The following is an 18,944-nucleotide window of genomic DNA, read 5'->3' on the forward strand; positions in this document are numbered from 1 at the left end:
AAGACAAACAATGAGTAAAGAAATAAAATCAGTAGATTACGGTTTAGAAAAAATATTTGATGGCGCGCAAGATTTTCTTCCGCTTTTAGGTACAGATTACGTAGAGTTTTACGTAGGTAACGCAAAACAAGCAGCACATTTTTATAAAACAGCATTTGGATTTCAATCTTATGCTTATAAAGGATTAGAAACAGGATCTAAAGAGTCTGTAAGTTATGTTTTAAAACAAGACAAAATAAGACTTGTTTTAACAACACCTTTAAACAGCAAATCACCAATTAATGACCATATTGTTAAACACGGTGATGGTGTAAAGGTTGTAGCGCTTTGGGTTGAAGACGCCAGAAAATCTTATGAAGAAACTACAAAACGAGGTGCAAAATCTTTTATGGAACCGACGGTTGAAAAAGACGAATTTGGTGAAGTAGTTAGAGCAGGTATTTATACCTACGGAGAAACCGTACATATGTTTGTAGAACGTAAAAACTACAACGGACAATTTTTACCTGGTTTCGAAAAATGGGAAAGCGATTACAATCCAGAACCAGTAGGTCTAAAATACATAGACCATATGGTAGGAAATGTAGGTTGGGGAGAAATGAATACTTGGGTAAAATGGTACGAAGATGTAATGGGATTTGTTAACTTTTTATCTTTTGATGACAAACAAATTCATACTGAATATTCTGCTTTAATGAGTAAAGTGATGAGTAATGGTAACGGTCGTATAAAATTCCCTATCAATGAGCCAGCCGAAGGTATAAAACGTTCTCAAATTGAAGAATATTTAGACTTTTACGAAGGACCAGGTGTGCAACATATAGCTGTTGCAACAGACGATATTATTACAACAGTATCACAATTAAAAGCAAGAGGTGTAGAGTTTTTATCAACGCCACCAGAAGAATATTATAAAGCAGTACCAGGAAGATTAGAAGAATTTAGTCACGAGCTAAGAGAAGATATCGAAACACTTAGAGGTTTAGGTATTATGATAGATGCCGATGATGAAGGATATCTACTTCAAATTTTCACAAAACCAGTAGAAGACAGGCCAACATTATTCTTCGAAATTATCCAACGTATGGGTGCACGTGGTTTTGGAGCAGGTAACTTTAAAGCCTTGTTTGAGTCTATCGAAAGAGAGCAAGCAAAAAGAGGTACACTTTAACAAAAGTTTTACCGTTTAATGATAAAAAAATGCCATCAAATATGAAGATGGCATTTTTTTGTTTTATATTTTTGGAATAGTAATTGTAATACAATGGTTAAACAATTATGCTTAACCTAATTAAGTGTTATAAATACAATATGTTATGAAAAAGATTTTACCAATTATAGTATTCCTTTTAGCATTACAAATAACAAATGCGCAAGAGTCTTCTTTTAAAACCGGCGAATGGTTTAAATTTAAAATGAGCTATAGCGGATTTTTAAAAGCAGGTAATGCCACACTTCAAGTTAATGAGACTGTTTTAGATGGAAAGCCAGTATATCATGTTGTTGGAAAAGGTTGGACAACAGGAGCAATTAAATGGTTTTTTAAAGTGCAAGATCGCTACGAAAGTTATTTCGATAAAAAGTCTATAATACCATATAAATTCATTAGAAAAATAGATGAAGGTGGACATAAAAAAGATATAGAAATTACTTTTGATCAAGAAAAAAAGGAAGCTTTAGTTTACAATAAAAAACATGACACAAAAAAAACATTCACTACAAAACCAAACATCCAAGATATGGTGTCAACTTTTTATTATTTAAGAAATAATATAGGTACCAAAAACTTAAAAGTAGGCGATGAGGTTAAGTTAGATATGTTTTTTGACGAAGAAAATTATGGTTTTAAGCTGAAGTATTTAGGAAGAGAAAATTTAGATACAAAATTTGGAGAAGTAGATGCTTTAATATTTAGACCCTATGTAATGGCTGGTCGTGTATTTAAAGAAGAAGAAAGTTTAACACTTTGGGTATCTAATGATAAAAATAAAATACCTTTGCGCATCAAAGCAGACCTTGCTGTAGGATCATTAAGAGCAGATTTAGAGGCTTTTAAAGGGCTAAAGCATCAATTTAAAATAATAGTAGACAATTAATCCATGAGTGCTGACCAAAAAATTATAGACCAATTAGATAAAAAATATTCAGATTTAGATCAAAATCTAAACACACATCTAGAAGGCTTGCTACATAGCAAGCCTATAGATTATTGGGATTACATCCAGACCGATGCGCTATTAAATTTACAAATAAAACGCTCAACATTACCAGACGAGATGGTGTTTATACTTTACCATCAGGTTAATGAGTTGTTGTTTAAAATGATACTTTGGGAAATAGACCAAGTAGCTAATAAAAAGGACATAACAGCATCTTTTTTCGAAACTAAAATAATGCGTATTAGTCGTTACTTTGATGTGTTAACGTCATCTTTTACCGTGATGAAAGACGGTATGGATATAGAACAATACAATAAGTTTAGAAATACGCTTACACCAGCTAGCGGTTTTCAATCGGCACAATACAGAAAAATAGAATTTGCTTCTACCGAGTTGATAAACTTAATAGATAACCGTTTTAGAGAAACTATTGACAGAAACACCTCTTTTGAGCACGCTTTTGAACATTTATATTGGCAAGCAGCAGGAAAAGACTACAAAACCGGTAAAAAAAGTTATACATTAACAGTTTTCGAGCAAAAATACAAAGACGAATTTATTAGATTTGCAGAATTCTATAACACACACAATTTGTGGACTATTTTTAAAAGTTTGCCACAAAATGTTAAAGAAGACAAAGGTTTAATAAAAGCCATGCGCCATTACGATTATACCGTAAACATCACTTGGGTAATGGCACATTATAACACCGCAAAACATTATTTAAATATAGGCGGAAAAACAGCAGAAGCAACAGGAGGAAGCGAATGGGTAAAATACATGCATCCAAAATATCAAAGAAGAATATTTTTTCCAGACTTATGGAGCGAGAAAGAGTTAGAAGATTGGGGCAAAAATGTTTAGTATTATTCTCTTTAGTATTACTAAGCATAGCTTGTAAAAATGAAGTAAAAGAACCTATACAAACCGTTGAGGTTATAGAACCAGAAGAGGTTTATGAATTTGGTTTTAACCTTAAAGATTACTTTGTAAAAAGAGATACGATTAGAAAAGGAGATAGTTTTGGAGAAATCCTACAACGTAATCAAATAGACTACTCAAAAATCTTTCAAATAGCACAGCTAACAAAAGACAGTTTTGATATTACCAAGCTACAAATAGGTAAGCCTTATACTTTATTATGTTCTAACGATTCTTTACAAGAACCAAAATGTTTCATCTATCAGCCTACAAAAACAGATTATGTAGTTGTTAATTTTCAAGATTCAATACACGCATATTCTTCAACAAAACCTATAAAATATGTTGAAAAGGAAGTTTCAGGAATTATAGAATCTAACATTTCAGAAGCATTAGATAAACAAGGAAAAAGCGTCATTTTAGCTTATAAAATGAGTGATGTTTATGCTTGGACAATAGACTTTTTTAGACTTCAAAAAAACGATAAATTCAAAGTAATTTATACCGAAAAATATATAGACGACAGCATCTACGCTGGAATAGACAATATAAAAGCAGCGTATTTTGAGCATAAAGGAGAACCTTTTTATGCGTTCGAGTTTGAAACTGATACAGTAAAAGGATTAAAAGACTATTTTTCTGAAGACGCAAAAAACCTTCGTCGCGCCTTTTTAAAAGCACCAGTAGAATACAAACGTATTTCATCTAGATATAATTTAAACCGAAGAATAGCACTTTACGGAAACCGAGTAAGACCACATAAAGGCACCGATTTTGCTGCAGATATTGGTACGCCAATTCGTTCTACTGCAAACGGAACTGTTATAGAATCTGCAAAGCGTGGCGGTAATGGTAATTATGTAAAAGTTAAACATAATTCAACTTACACAACACAATATTTACACATGCGTAATCGTGCGGTAAAAGTTGGTGATTTTGTAAAACAGGGAGACATTATTGGCTATGTTGGGATGACAGGTAACACATCTGGTCCGCATGTTTGCTATCGTTTCTGGAAAAACGGAAAACAAGTAGATCCTTTCAAACAAAAATTACCAGAAGCCGAGCCTATTTCGGACAGCTTAAAAGCAGAATATTTAGACTTTATAAAACCTATAAAAATTCAATTAGATAATATAGAATATGATTATCCTATTGAAACCGAAGAACAGGTTTTAGATATAAAAACCAATCAAGATAACGCAATTACATGTACCAAATAATGGCATTACCTACAATTAATCCAACAACTACAGACGCTTGGAAAAATTTACAACAGCACTTTGATCAAGTAAAAGATTTAAAAATGAAAGATTTGTTTGCAAATGATGCAAACAGAGCAAATAATCTAACCATTAAATGGGAAGATTTTTATGTAGATTTTTCAAAAAATAGAATTACTGAAGAAACCCTAAAACACCTTTTACAACTTGCAGAAGATTGTAAGTTAGAAGAAGCAATTAATGCTCAGTTTAACGGTGAAACTATAAACAAAACTGAAGGAAGAGCTGTTTTACATACTGCATTAAGAGCAGATAAAGACGCTGTTTTTAAGGTAAATGGTGTTAATGTAATGCCAGAAGTTTTTGCTGTAAAATCAAAAATTGAAAAATTTACCAATCAAGTCACTTCGGGCGAATTAAAGGGATATACTGGTAAAGCGTTTACAGATGTTGTAAATATAGGTATTGGTGGAAGCGATTTAGGTCCAGCAATGGTTGTAGATTCACTTCAATATTATAAAAATCATTTAACAACACATTTTGTAAGTAATGTAGATGGCGATCATGTTAATGAAGTTATAAAAAAACTAAACCCAGAAACTACTTTATTTGTTATTGTTTCTAAGACATTTACAACTCAAGAAACATTATCAAATGCAACCACCATTAAAAATTGGTTTTTACAACATGGTAAAGAAGAAGATGTTGCAAAACATTTTGTTGCGGTGTCTACTAATATTCAAAAAGTTAAAGATTTTGGTATAGATGCTAATAATATTTTCCCGATGTGGGAATGGGTTGGCGGTCGTTTTTCACTATGGAGTGCAGTAGGATTATCAATCAGTTTAGCAGTTGGGTTTGACAATTTTAATAGCCTTTTAAAAGGAGCAAATAAAATGGATAACCATTTTAAAAGTGAATCTTTTGAAAACAATATACCCGTTATTTTAGCCTTACTAAGTATTTGGTATAACAACTTCTTTAATGCAGAAAGTGAAGCTATTATTCCATACTCTCAATACTTAAACCAATTTGCAACATACCTTCAGCAAGGCATCATGGAAAGCAACGGTAAAAGTATTGACAGAAACGGAAATAGAGTAGATTACCAAACAGGTACTATTATTTGGGGAGAACCAGGTACAAATTCGCAACATGCCTTTTTTCAGTTAATACATCAAGGTACAAAGTTAATTCCAGCAGATTTTATTGGATTTGCGCAATCACTACATGGTAATCAAGACCATCAAGATAAATTAATGTCTAATTTCTTTGCACAAACAGAAGCATTATTAAACGGTAAAACTAAAGAAGAAGTTATTGCTGAGTTTAAAGAAAAAAATGCATCTGAAGAAGAAATTTTAACACTAACACCTTTCAAAGTTTTTGAAGGAAACAAACCAACTAACACTATTTTTATTAATAAGTTAACACCTGAAAGTTTGGGTAAGTTAATCGCTATGTACGAGCATAAAATATTTGTACAAGGTATTATTTGGAATATCTATAGCTACGATCAATTTGGTGTTGAGTTAGGGAAACAATTAGCAAACAAAATCTTAAGTGAGTTTGGAGCAGAGAATAATGCTGTACATGATAGCTCTACAACTAATCTTATTAATCATTTTGAGGCTCTTAAATAATTGTTAAAAAAACTATGTATATCTATGTATGTCAAGCTGTTGAGGTGTTTAAAAGTTGTTTAGTTTTGTAAAATGCAAATATTGTTAACATTAAGTTAATGTTACATCTATATTTAGTAGTATTTTTGCATCAAATTTTGAAAACAAACAATTTTTAATTCAACACAATGAAAAACAAAATTCAATTTATGTTTTTAGCAGTAGCATTTATGTTTACTGCATTTACAATGGCTCAAAGTACAGTAACAGGTACGGTACTTGACTCAGAAACAAAAACTCCTTTACCAGGAGTAAATGTTGTTGAAGCTGGTACAACTAACGGTACTTCAACAGATTATGATGGAAATTTCTCTTTAACAACAAAAAGCACTTCAGCTAAAGTGGTTTTGTCTTACGTAGGCTTTTTAGACAAAGAATTTGAGGTTAATGGAGATAAAAATTTGGGTGAAATAGTTTTAGAACCTAGTGAATTTAGCTTACAAGAAGTTTCAATTATTGCTTCTGTTGCAGTAGATAGAAAAACTCCTGTCGCAGTATCTACTATTAGAGCAAAAGAAATTGAATTAAAATTAGGAACACAAGAATTTCCTGAAGTATTAAAATCTACGCCTGGTGTATATGCTACTAAATCTGGCGGTGGATATGGTGATGGTAGAATCAATTTAAGAGGTTTTAACTCAGAAAACGTTGCGGTTATGATTAACGGTGTACCTGTAAACGATATGGAAAATGGTCGTGTTTATTGGTCAAATTGGGCAGGATTAGGAGATGTAACTTCTAGCATGCAAGTACAACGTGGTTTAGGAGCTTCAAAAGTAGCTGTACCTTCTGTTGGAGGTACAATTAATATCATTTCTAAAACAACAGACGTTGAACAAGGAGGAAATGTTTATACTACTCTAGGAAATGACGGTTATAAAAAATTCGGAGTTACTTATTCTACTGGATTAATGGAAAATGGGTTTGCTGCTACTGTGTCTGCATCTAAAACAGATGGAGATGGATATGTAGACGGCACACCTTTTAATGCGGTATCTTACTTTGTAAATCTTTCAAAAGAGTTTAATGAAAATCATAAATTATCATTTACTGCTTTTGGTGCAAAACAAAGACACGGACAAAGACAAAATAGTCAATTAATCTCTACTTTTAGAGAAAGCGAAAGAGGAATAAGATATAACTCAGATTGGGGATATAAGCAAGGACAATTAACAAGTGTAGAAGATAACTTTTACCACAAACCACAAATATCTTTAAACCATTATTGGACTGTAAATGATAAAACAACTGTTTCTACAGCAGCTTACGTATCGTTTGGTTCTGGTGGTGGAGGTGGATTTAGTGGAGTTAATAAATTCCGTTATGACGATGATGCTTATAGAATAGGAAACTTAGGAACTGTAGATTTTGATAAAATCGTAGCTGAAAATGAAGCTTTAGGAGTAAATGGTTCAGAAACAATTTTAAGAGCATCTAGAAACGATCACAACTGGTATGGAGTATTATCATCTATTAAAACTGATCTTTCTGAAAACCTTGTATTCTTAGGAGGTGTTGATTTTAGAAGATACTTAGGAAAGCACTTTACTGAATTAACAGATTTATTAGGCGGACAATATTATTTAGACGATTCTAACGTAAACAATCCTAATAATTTTGCTCAAGTAGGAGATAAAATTTTATATGATAATGATGGTAAAGTAAACTGGTTAGGGGGATTTGCTCAATTAGAGTACTCTAAAAACGATTTATCAGCATTTGTCTCTGTAAACGCTTCAAATACTTCTTATCAAAGAATAGATCGTTTTCTATACTTAGATTCAGATCCATTACAAGAGTCAGATAAATATAACTTCTTTGGTTTTGGAGCTAAAGGAGGAGCAAACTACAATATTGATTCAAATCACAATGTATTTGCTAACTTGGGTTATTTTGAAAGAGCACCTTACTTTAACTCAGTTTTCGCTAACAGAAATAACGTAGATGTAAATGATGAAGCTGAAAACCAAAAAATATTAAGTTTTGAATTAGGTTACGGATACAGAAGCGAAAAATTATCTGCAAATGTTAATATATATCACACTACTTGGAAAGATAGAACAGAATTTATCAGTTTCCCTAACCAAGCAGGAGGAAGAGATTTTGCTAATATTTTAGGTGTAAACGCAATTCACCAAGGAATTGAATTAGATTTTGTTTATAGAGCTACTGACGAATTTAAGTTAACAGGTATGGCTTCTATAGGTGATTGGAGATGGCAAAATAATATTGAAAATGTACAGATTTTTAACGAAGAGAATGAAGCAGTTGGAGATCCTATAAACATTTTTATTAAAGATTTACATGTAGGTGATGCTGCACAAACAACTTTTGCATTAGGTGGTAATTATAGTTTAACACCAGAAACAACTCTTACAGTAGATTATAATTATTTTGCTAACTTATATGCAGATTTTGACCCTAGTAACAGACAAACAGTTGGTCCTGATGCATGGGAAGTACCTGATTATGGAGTATTTGATGCTGCTTTAAGACATAACTTCAAGTTTGGCGATTTTGATGCTTCATTAACAGGAAGAATCAATAACATATTTGATACAGATTATATATCTGATGCATTTGACGGAGGAACATCAGATGCTACAACAGCAAGAGTTTATTACGGTTTTGGTAGAACATTTAGTGTTGGTGCAAAACTTAATTTTTAAAAAAAAAGAATATGAAAAAATTAATTTATTTATTAGCAGTTGCAGGTCTGGCTTTTACAAGCTGTGATCCTCTAGAAGATGTTAATGCGCAAATTGACGCTATTCCAGATGAACCAAACGTAGGAGCATTTGAATACACTTTAACAGATGAAGATTATGCTACTTTAGAACTTGGATATGGAAGTTTTGATTCTGAAGATCAAGCAAAAGATTTAATTCCTGGGTTATTAGAAGATTTATATCCATTATATGGTCAAGGATCCTCAGTTGTAGTAACTTACAACTTATACATTGGAGCTGCAGAAGGTGTTAGTGATTTTACACAAGCAGATGTTTATGAGTTTACTAACTCAGATTATGCTACGGCAGGAAGTGATGCTTTTGGTTTTTATCCTAATGTAAATGCTACATCACAAATACCAACTGTGTTAGATGCGCAATACGCAAGTCCAACAGAAGGACAATTAGTTTTAGCCAAGTATGATCAATATACTGAAACACCTGTAGTAGGTTTAGCGGACTTAGTTAGTTATGATTTTGCAGGAAGTATGGAAGGATGGACTATAGTAGAAGAATTTGGAGGTGATGATGTTTGGACATCTCAAAGCGGATATGTACAAGCTAACGGTTATTTTGGAACTCAAATAGCAAATATAGAATGGTTAGTATCTCCGTCAATAGATTTGAGTGGAGAAAGTGATCTTAAATTTCAGATTTCACAAGCAATTAATTATGCTGGTGATTTAGGTTTAATAAAAATCCTTGTTTCAACTGATTACTCTAATGATGTAACTACAGCAACTTGGGATGAAATTAATTTAGCAAATTCTCCAGCTGGAAATAGTAATGATATGATTTTATCAGAAGATTATGATTTTTCAGCTTATGATGGTCAAATAATAAATGTTGCTTTTAAGTATGAATCGACTAACTCTGACGCAGCAAGATGGAGAATAGAAAGTATGGCAATAAAAACTCTAGGAGCAACAGGTGACACAAACTCTAAAGGAGAATACTTTATGTATTCTGGAGGTGCTTGGGAAGCTGTAGAAGGAGTTTATTATTTAAGTTCTGCAGATTTTGATTCAATGGGAGAAGCTTCTGGACAACCAGGTCAATATAATAACTTTAGTAGCTCTGTTTCGCCAGATAATTATTTACCAACATTCTTAGAATTAACTTTCCCTTACGCTCAGGAAGAAGAAGAATTATTTGTAATCTACGACTACTACTCTAGTTCATCAGGAGCGCAAATAAGAGGGAATTTATACACTTATTTAGGCGGAGTGTGGAATGCACATCAATCTACTATTGAAACATCATTACAGTTTGGTTTTGATGATGGAGAATGGATACCAGATAACACTATTAGATACACAATTAGCACACTAGAATTTGACTATATTGAAACTAATTATGCTGCTGAAGTAGGATTTGAAGCACCAGTAGCTAGTATGGCTAATTATGGTAATTTTGATAGAAGATCAAGTAACCCGGCATATTGGAGTGATGATATGCTTTTAACTGTTTTCGCAGATCTATTGAATAATGTAATTGATCCAACTGCAGAAGATGAGCAAAAGTATGTGATGATTTTTGATATCTATGATGGTAGTAATGGAACAGAAGAAATGGCACTTATTAAAGTAGCTGGAGAATGGCAGTTACAATAAAATATCTACATAAATAATTTATAAAACCGCTTCTATCAGAAGCGGTTTTTTTATACAATATAATTACTACCTTTATACCTTAACTAATTAAATAAAATTATATATGTATTCAACTGTAAAAATGTTACACTCTTATTGGGCATATTTAGTGTTTTTTATGCTTGTTATCGCAACTATAAACGCACTATATAAAACCTTTACAAATAAAGAATATGAAGCAAGAGATTTTAGAATTTCTTTGTTTACCTTAATTGTTTCTCATATTCAACTTTTAATAGGAATTATTTTATGGTTTGCTTCTGATTATTTTGGAGAAATGAGTATGGGAGAAATTATGAAAAATAGTGCTATGCGCAATGTAGCTGTAGAGCATCCTGTTGCTATGTTACTAGCTATTACTTTTATTACTATTGGATATTCTAAGCATAAAAAGAAGCTAACTTCTGCTAAAAAACTTAAAACGATAGCAGTATTTTATACTTTAGCATTAATTTTAGTATTGGTAAAAATACCGTGGAGTACATGGTTTTAAATAAAAAAGGCGAGCTATTAGCTCGCCTTTTTTATGTTTAAGAAGATAAGATTTATTCCTCTTCTTTGTTTTTGTCTTTTTTGTTATCTTCCTTTACTTCCTTTATTAATTGTATATAAACAGGAAAGTGATCACTAAATCCGTCTGTAAAATTACCATTAGAAAAGCTTCTTAACGGATAACCTTTATAACGACCTTCTTTATTTTCTAAATATTTTTTATTGTAAATACCAGCCTTAAAAAAAGTAAAGTTAGAATAGTCTTTTTCTAAAAAAGGTTTAGTAAACATGATTTGGTCGAATAAACTCCAAGCATCTCTGTATGCTGTTGTGCCTAAGCCTTCTTTTTTAAACATATCTATATAAGGATTATAAATACCTTTAAAGTCTACTTTGTCTTTGTTTCTTTCAGCTTTTAATACATCTTTTACACTCGCATTAGTTGGATCATCATTTAAGTCTCCCATTGTAACTATTTTGGCATAAGGATCGATAGATTGTAAGCTGTCTATAATGCGTTTGTTAACTTTAGCTGCAGCAATTCTTTTAGGTCTACTTCTTGCTTCTCCACCACTTCTAGAAGGCCAATGGTTTACAATAAAGTGCATTTTTTCTCCTTCAAGTTCACCAGTTACTAGTAATTGGTCTCTAGTGTTAATACGTTTACCAGAAATGTCGTCAATGATTTTTACAGTATGTGTACTTCTATTAGTTACTTGAAAAAACTTTTTTTGATAAATAAGAGCAACGTCTATACCACGGTTGTCAGGAGATTCAAAATGTACAATACCATAATCTTTGGCTAATAATAAAGGATCGTTTACTACATCCTCTAATACATTTACATTTTCTATTTCACATACACCAATAACTGTAGGAGAGTTATGGTTTAGGTCGCTACCAATATCTGCTAAAACTCTAGCCATGTTATGAACTTTTTTCTTATAAACTTCAGTGCGGTTTACTTTTAATTCCATCATTGGACTAGCTTCGTCGTTTTTATTTGGGTCATTAATAGTGTCAAATAAATTTTCAAGATTATAAAAAGCTACAGTATGCACTTTAAACTTCTTTTTCTCTTGCGCATTTACACTTAGTATACTAGTAAATAGTAGCGCAAATAGTAGGTAATTAAAATGTTTCATCAATTGTGTTTGTTACGTTTTTGTTATGTTATTTACAAAACTCCTGCCAAAAGTAGATATTTATTATAAATAATGTAAATTTGCACGCCTTAAATAATAATTATTTAATGCTAAAACAAAGTTTTAACAACAAATTCACTTATGAAAAAAAGTTTTTTATTTTTCTTATTTGGAGTTTTTTCAACATTTACAATGCTTGCACAGCAAACTATTGTAAAAGGTAGCGTAAAAGATGCAGTTACCAATGAACCAATTCCAAATGTAACAGTAACAATTGAAGAGTCTAACTTAACCACTCAAACAGATGGTTTTGGACAATTCGTTTTTAATCAAAACCTACCTTTAGGAGAACAAATCTTAAAGATTGAAAGAGATGATTACCAAGCAAAACGTTATCCTATCGTAGTTAACGAAGGAAAAACATTAGACATTCAAGACATGACGCTTAATATCAAAATTGATAATGAGCAAGATTTATTTACCATTACACTATCTGATGATGAGTTAAACGATGACACTAGTGGAGCAGATAATATCTCAGGACTTTTATCTTCATCACAAGATATCTTTCAGCGAACAGCTGCTTTTGAGTTTAGTTCTTCTTTCTTTAGAGTTAGAGGTTTAGATTCTGATAATGCAAAAGTGCTTATTAACGGTATCGAAATGAATAAGCAAGATACTGGTAGACCACAATGGAGTAATTGGGGAGGACTTAATGACGTTGTTCGTAATCAAGAGTTAACAACAGGTTTAGCGCCTTCAGCTTACACATTTGGTGGAGTTTTAGGAACGACAAATATTAATACACGCGCTTCTCAATACAGACGTGGTGGACGTATCACTTACTCTTCTTCTAATAGAAGTTATACTAATAGAGTTATGGCTAGTTATGCTTCTGGTTTAATGGAAGACGGTTGGGCTTACACCATTATGGCAGGAAGACGTTGGGGAGATGAAGGTTTTCAAGACGGAACATTATATGATGCAAACTCATTCTTTGCTTCAGTAGAAAAGAAAATAAACGATAAGCACAGCTTAAACTTTACTTCTATTTATGCACCAAATAGACGTGGTAAATCATCACCAAATACTCAAGAGGTTTATGACTTAAAAGGAATTAAGTATAACGAATATTGGGGATACTACAACGGTGAGAAGAAAAATTCTCGTATAAAGGAAGTTGTTGAGCCTATATTAATGTTAAACCACTATTGGGATATTTCTGAAAAAACCAAGTTAAATACTAATGTTGGTTACCAATTTGGTAAAATTGGTAATAGTAGAATAGACCAAACTGGTGGAGCAAACCCAAGTCCAGCTTACTATCAAAACCTACCTAGTTATTTCTTAGAAGATGGTGATTTAGCTGGTGCCTATGAAGCTGAACAAAACTTTATTAATGATGGTCAGGTTGATTGGGATAGAATTATTGATGCTAACTTAACTAATAATATTTCTGGATCTTATGCAGCATATGCATTATATGAAGACAGAAATGACAATAAACAGTTTACAGTTAATTCAATTTTAAACTCTGAATTGAATCAAAATATACTTTTAACAGCAGCTGTTAACTATAAAAAATTAGATTCTGAAAACTTTGCTGAAATTATTGACTTATTAGGAAGTCAAACAGGAGTTTTAAATATTGATAATTTTAGTCAAAATTATTTTGATGAAAATAATCCTGATTATGTAGCTTTCGAAGGTGATAAGTTTAGATATAATTATAACTTATATGTAAACGAATTATCTGGTTTTGCACAAGCACAATTTAAATACAATAAAGTAGACTTCTATTTAGGAGGTAGCATAACAAAAACAGATTACCAAAGAGAAGGTTTATACAGAAACGGAAATAATATTATTGACGGACAAGATAATTCTTTTGGTAAAGGAGATAAATTAGAGTTTACAGGTATAGGTGCTAAAGCAGGATTTACTTATAAAATTTCAGGTAAGCACTTATTAGACTTTAATGGAGGATATATAACTAAGGCTCCTTCAATCCGTAACACATATACTAATTCAAGAGAAAGTCATGATTATGTAGGTGTTAGAAATGGTGAAAACGTACCAGAAATTGATATTACAGAAGAAAAAATAGCTTCTGTAGATGCAAGTTATATCTTTAGATCACCAACTGTTAAAGCTCGTTTAACAGGTTTCTACACAAAAATTGAAGATGCTAACGAAGTGTCATTCTTCTTCACTCAAGGTAGTACAACAGGATTTATTCAAGAAGTATTAGCAGGAGTAGATAAAAAGCATTTTGGTGCTGAATTAGGTCTTGAAGCTCAAGTGACACCTACAATTAAATTAAAAGGTGCTGCTTCAGTAGGACAATATACTTATGATAATAACCCATATTTATATATTAACTCAACTTCAGAAGACTTTTTAGTTCAAAATGACGAAGGAAATACAGATATCCTACTTAATGAAGTAACTACTTCAAATATGAAAGATTATAGAGTAGCAGGAGGACCGCAAACAGCTTACTCTGTAGGTTTTGAATATAGAGATCCAGATTACTGGTGGTTTGGTGCTACTGCAAACTTCTTTGATAATGCATATGTAGACGTAAGTCCACTTGCTAGATCAACAGATTTTTATACAGATGCAGATGGTTTACCATATAATGATTACGATCCAACATTAGCTAAAGAATTACTTAGACAAGAAAAATTTGACAACTATATGGTTGTTAACTTAATTGGAGGTAAATCATGGAAAATTGGAGATAAGTACATTGGTTTCTTCGCAAGTGTAGGTAATTTATTAGATAAAAAATATAAAACAGGAGGTTACGAGCAAGGTCGTAAAGCAGATTATAGAGCTTTAAGAGACGATGTTGCTTTAACAAAAAGAACTTTTGGACCTAAATATTGGTACGGACGTGGTACTAATTACTTTGTAAATGTGTATCTTAGATTTTAAAAATTAGAAAAAGAAAAAATAATTAAAAACAGTATTAAAATGAAAACGAACAAAATTTTAGCTATCATCTTATCAATGTTTTTTGCTATTGCAATAACATCTTGTGTAGAAGATGATGATTTTAGTGTACCTAATGCAACAGGTAATGAAGAAAATGCAAAATTAAATGATTTATTAGCAAAAATAGATGCAGGTACGGTTGAGTTGCAAACGATTCAACAAGTTAGAAATAACTTTGTTCAATATGAAGCAATACAATTTGAATCAGAAATAGCTGTTAAGGGTTATGTTTCTTCAAGTGATGAAACAGGAAACTTTTACAAAGAATTTTTTATACAAGATGATCCAGTAAATCCTACAACTACATTAAAAGTAGTTTTAAATCAGGCAGATACTTATAATCAATTTAATAAAGGAAGAGAAGTATATATTTATCTAAAAGGATTATATATTGGTGAAACTAATACAGGTGATGATGTTGTTACTATAGGTGGTCAGTATGATGATTTTGATAGCGATGTTTTAGAGATGACTTCAAATCAAATTTCAAATCATTTATTTAGATCAAGTATAACAGAGACATTAGTGCCTGTTGAATTAAATCTTTCTGATGTTTCTGAATCTCATATAGGAATGTTTGTGAAATTAGTAGACGTTCAGTTTCCTGCTAGCTTAGAAGGTCAACCTTATGTTAATCCAATTGATGATTATGATTCTTCAAGACCTATAGAAAGTTGTTCTGAGTCTGCTACCTTCACTTTAGAGTCTAGTACTTTTGCTTCTTTTAAGAATAATTTATTACCAACTGATGGTAAAGGTTCAATTTCAGGCATCATTAACAAAACTTATGATGGTTATGATTTAGTTATTAACTTAAATAGTACTGAAGATGTTATAATGGATGGATTAAGATGTGATCCACTATTTCAAGATTCATTTACTGCTGGTAATTTAAATAATTGGACAACTTATAGTGTTACAGGAGCTCAAGAATGGTATTATAATACCTTTGGTAACCCATCTGATAGTGCTACAATGTCTGGTTTTTCTGGAGGAGCAGTACAAAATGAAGATTGGTTAATTTCTTTACCTATAGATTTATCTTCAGTACCTAGTGCTTATTTATCATTTCAAAATGTAAAGCGTTATTCAGGTAATGACATAGAAGTGTTTTATTGCACAGATTACAACGGAGGTGATCCTACAACAGATGGTACTTGGGTTGCTTTGTCTCCTTCATTAGATACAAATACAGGTAGCTGGTCTTCATGGACTGATTCAGGTGTTTTAGATGTATCTGCTGCTGCTGGAGGCAACTTATTTGTTGCAATTAAATATACATCAACAAGTTCAGCTGCTGCTACTTGGGAAATTGACAATGTTAAAGTTACTGTAGAATAATAAATTCTTAAGAACCTTAATAAATAAAAAAACCTGCTATCTTTAGCAGGTTTTTTTATATAAACTCATGACAACATTTGACCAGTTTTTCTTTGCTATATTTTCTGCATTTAAACCTAAGTTTAAGCAAAAAGCTAATAGTATTGCTTTAATATACATTTCACTTCTTCAAATCGCTTTATTGTTTGTTGTAGGTGTGTTTTTTGTAACATTTCTTAGTAAAATGCATGTTAAAACAATGTCTATTTCTAATATGTGGACATTATTCATCATATTTTCAATAGTGCTTCATTTAAAAAACTGGATGAAATACAACGGTAAAAGCAGAAAGGTTTTAAACGCAAAATTCAACAAAAGTAAAAATAGTTATAGCATAAGTATACTTTTGTTATTACCTGTTATTTGTACAGTTCTAGGTATAATAATATTAAAAGCTTTTTAAGATTTATATAGCTGTAATTGTATTCGCTTTCGCGGAATATCAATACTCAACACCTTAACAATAATCTGCTGGTGTAAGTGTACATACTCGTTAACATCTTTTACAAAACTGTCTGATAAGTTAGAGACATGTATTAAACCGCTTTCTTTAATACCAACATCTACAAAGCAACCAAACGCAGTGATATTATTTACAATTCCAGGTAATAATTGTCCTTCTCGTAAATCTTCAATCGTTTTAATGTTTTGATTAAAAGTGAAAACTTTTGCCTGCTCACGTATATCTAAACCTGGTTTTTCAAGTTCTTTCACAATGTCTTCTAAAGTTAAAAGACCAACGTCTTCTGAAATGTATTTTTTTAAATTAATCTTTTTTAAAGTAGATGTATTACCTATCAATTCTTTTACCGAAACACTTTCATCTTTTGCCATTTTTTCAACAATAGCATAACTTTCTGGATGTACAGCAGAATCATCTAACGGATTATCTCCATCTTTAATTCTTAAAAAACCAACGCCTTGCTCAAATGCTTTGTCGCCTAATCTTGGTACATTTTTAATGTCTTTTCTACTAGAAAAAGCACCTTTTTCGCTTCTATAGTTGACTATGTTTTCTGCTAATTTTGGACCAATTCCAGACACGTAACTTAATAAACTTTTACTTGCAGTATTTATATTTACACCAACTGCATTTACACAATTTTCTACCACAACATCTAATTGCTTTTGCAATTTATTTTGGTCTACATCGTGTTGGTATTGTCCAACACCAATAGATTTGGCATCTATCTTTACCAATTCGGCTAAAGGATCTTGAAGACGTCGCCCAATGGATACAGATCCACGAACGGTTACATCGTAATTAGGGAATTCTTCTCGTGCAATTTTTGATGCCGAATAGATACTTGCACCAACTTCGCTAACCACAAAAACTTGCACATCGGTTTTAAATCTAATTTTTCTAACCAAAGCTTCGGTTTCTCTAGATGCTGTTCCGTTACCAATAGCAATAGCTTCTATTTGGTAAGCTTCAGTTAATGTACTCAACTTTTTTAAGGCACCAATTTGGTCGTTTTTTGGCGCATGCGGATAAATAGTTTCGTTGTGTTTTAAATCACCTTTTTCATCTAAACAAACTACTTTACATCCTGTTCTAAAACCAGGATCTATAGCCAAAACACGTTTTTCGCCTAAAGGCGATCCTAATAATAATTGTTTTAAATTTTTGGCAAAGATGTTTATTGCTTCGTCATCTGCTTTTTCTTTGGCATTTTGTAGTGCTTCGTTACTTAAAGATGGTAGTAATAATCGTTTGTAAGCATCGGTTATTGCTAATTCTATTTGATCGGCACAAGCGTTGTCAGATTTTATAATTTTTCGATCTATACGTTCTAGCGCGCGGTCATTGTCAATTTCAATTTTCACACGAATAAAGCCTTCTTTTTCAGCTCTAAGAATAGCTAATAATCTGTGCGATAGTATGCGATTTAGGCTTTCTTCCCAATCAAAATAATCTTTAAATTTTTGAGCCTCTTCATTTTCTTTTTTTGTTTTTACCACTTTCGTGGAAATCATAGCATAACGCTCTAATTGTTGTCTTAAACTAGTCCTAATATCTGTACGCTCGTTAATCCACTCGGCAATTATATGTCTTGCGCCTTCTAAAGCGTCTTCTGTAGATGTTATATCTCCTTTTATATACTTAACTGCTATGTTTTCTACATCATTAGCATTTTGACTCATTATGATTTTTGCTAATGGTTCTAATCCATTTTTTCTAGCAGTTACGGCTTTAGTTTTTCGGCTCTTTTTGAAGGGTAGATATAAATCTTCTAGAGTAGTACTGTCTTGACAAGATTCAACTTTTGTTTTTAATTCGTCAGTTAAAACATCTTGTTCTTCTAGTGCTTTTAGTATGGTTGCTTTACGTTTTTCTAGTGTTTCAAATTCTTCTTTATACTTAACAATTGCGCCGATTTCAACTTCATCTAAATTACCAGTTGCTTCTTTACGGTATCTAGAAATAAAAGGTACTGTACAATCTTGATTTAAAAGATTAACGGTATTTTTTATTGAGATTTCATCAAGATTAGACTTGTTTTTTATAAACTGAATAAGTTGCTGTTTGACCATTTAAAAGCTTATGTTTTTTAGAATTT

The 18,944-nt window shown here is 31.8% G+C and carries 13 protein-coding genes; 11 read left to right on the forward strand and 2 right to left on the reverse strand.

Features of this window, described 5'->3' with window-relative positions; translation table 11 throughout:
• Positions 1–10 precede the first annotated feature (10 nt).
• The 8 genes from hppD (at position 11) to WA327_RS06540 (ending at position 10,859) form a co-directional block, all read left to right on the forward strand.
• Positions 11–1,171 carry a 4-hydroxyphenylpyruvate dioxygenase gene (gene hppD, locus WA327_RS06505; RefSeq protein WP_223077951.1) on the forward strand — a complete coding sequence of 387 codons (1,161 nt, stop codon included), beginning with the start codon at positions 11–13 and terminating at the stop codon, positions 1,169–1,171.
• Positions 1,172–1,316: 145 nt separating this feature from the next.
• A complete protein-coding gene (locus tag WA327_RS06510; protein WP_336067819.1) occupies positions 1,317–2,096 on the forward strand; it encodes a DUF3108 domain-containing protein in 780 nt (259 codons plus the stop codon).
• Positions 2,097–2,099: 3 nt separating this feature from the next.
• Positions 2,100–3,023: a tryptophan 2,3-dioxygenase family protein gene (locus WA327_RS06515; RefSeq protein ID WP_336067823.1), complete on the forward strand. Its 924-nt coding sequence runs from the start codon at positions 2,100–2,102 to the stop codon at positions 3,021–3,023.
• Entirely contained in the window at positions 2,981–4,303 is a 1,323-nt protein-coding gene (locus WA327_RS06520; RefSeq protein ID WP_336067826.1) for a peptidoglycan DD-metalloendopeptidase family protein, read from the forward strand. Before WA327_RS06515 ends, WA327_RS06520 begins: the two co-directional genes overlap by 43 nt.
• Complete coding sequence (pgi, locus tag WA327_RS06525) at positions 4,303–5,946, forward strand: glucose-6-phosphate isomerase (RefSeq protein WP_336067829.1); 1,644 nt, start codon at positions 4,303–4,305, stop codon at positions 5,944–5,946. The genes WA327_RS06520 and pgi overlap by 1 nt, the downstream gene beginning before the upstream one ends.
• Positions 5,947–6,113: 167 nt before the next feature.
• The gene (locus tag WA327_RS06530; protein ID WP_336067831.1) at positions 6,114–8,654 is read left to right on the forward strand and encodes a TonB-dependent receptor domain-containing protein; all 2,541 of its coding nucleotides are present in this window, start codon (positions 6,114–6,116) and stop codon (positions 8,652–8,654) included.
• An 11-nt stretch (positions 8,655–8,665) separates the two neighbouring features.
• Positions 8,666–10,327 (forward strand): choice-of-anchor J domain-containing protein, encoded by a 1,662-nt coding sequence (locus WA327_RS06535; protein ID WP_304140564.1) that lies wholly within the window; start codon positions 8,666–8,668, stop codon positions 10,325–10,327.
• 103 nt (positions 10,328–10,430) lie between these two features.
• A complete protein-coding gene (locus WA327_RS06540; RefSeq protein ID WP_336067836.1) occupies positions 10,431–10,859 on the forward strand; it encodes a hypothetical protein in 429 nt (142 codons plus the stop codon).
• A 52-nt stretch (positions 10,860–10,911) separates the two neighbouring features.
• Here WA327_RS06540 and WA327_RS06545 read toward each other — a convergent pair whose 3' ends face one another.
• Complete coding sequence (locus WA327_RS06545) at positions 10,912–12,003, reverse strand: endonuclease/exonuclease/phosphatase family protein (protein WP_336067839.1); 1,092 nt, start codon at positions 12,001–12,003, stop codon at positions 10,912–10,914.
• Between the two features lie 141 nt (positions 12,004–12,144).
• Here WA327_RS06545 and WA327_RS06550 point away from each other — a divergent pair, with 141 nt between their 5' ends.
• From WA327_RS06550 to WA327_RS06560, 3 genes are all read left to right on the forward strand, one after another.
• The gene (locus WA327_RS06550; protein ID WP_336067842.1) at positions 12,145–14,943 is read left to right on the forward strand and encodes a carboxypeptidase regulatory-like domain-containing protein; all 2,799 of its coding nucleotides are present in this window, start codon (positions 12,145–12,147) and stop codon (positions 14,941–14,943) included.
• A gap of 39 nt (positions 14,944–14,982) precedes the next feature.
• A complete protein-coding gene (locus WA327_RS06555) occupies positions 14,983–16,344 on the forward strand; it encodes a DUF5689 domain-containing protein (protein ID WP_336067845.1) in 1,362 nt (453 codons plus the stop codon).
• Between the two features lie 67 nt (positions 16,345–16,411).
• Positions 16,412–16,786, forward strand: a complete 375-nt coding sequence (locus tag WA327_RS06560) for a hypothetical protein (RefSeq protein WP_336067848.1) — start codon at positions 16,412–16,414, stop codon at positions 16,784–16,786.
• On the opposite strand, the gene WA327_RS06565 is transcribed toward WA327_RS06560, so the two are convergent.
• Positions 16,783–18,918: a Tex family protein gene (locus WA327_RS06565; RefSeq protein WP_336067851.1), complete on the reverse strand. Its 2,136-nt coding sequence runs from the start codon at positions 18,916–18,918 to the stop codon at positions 16,783–16,785. The genes WA327_RS06560 and WA327_RS06565 overlap by 4 nt on opposite strands.
• Between the last annotated feature and the right edge of the window lie 26 nt (positions 18,919–18,944).

This window comes from Mesoflavibacter sp. CH_XMU1404-2 (assembly GCF_037029465.1).
Lineage (GTDB): Bacteria > Bacteroidota > Bacteroidia > Flavobacteriales > Flavobacteriaceae > Mesoflavibacter.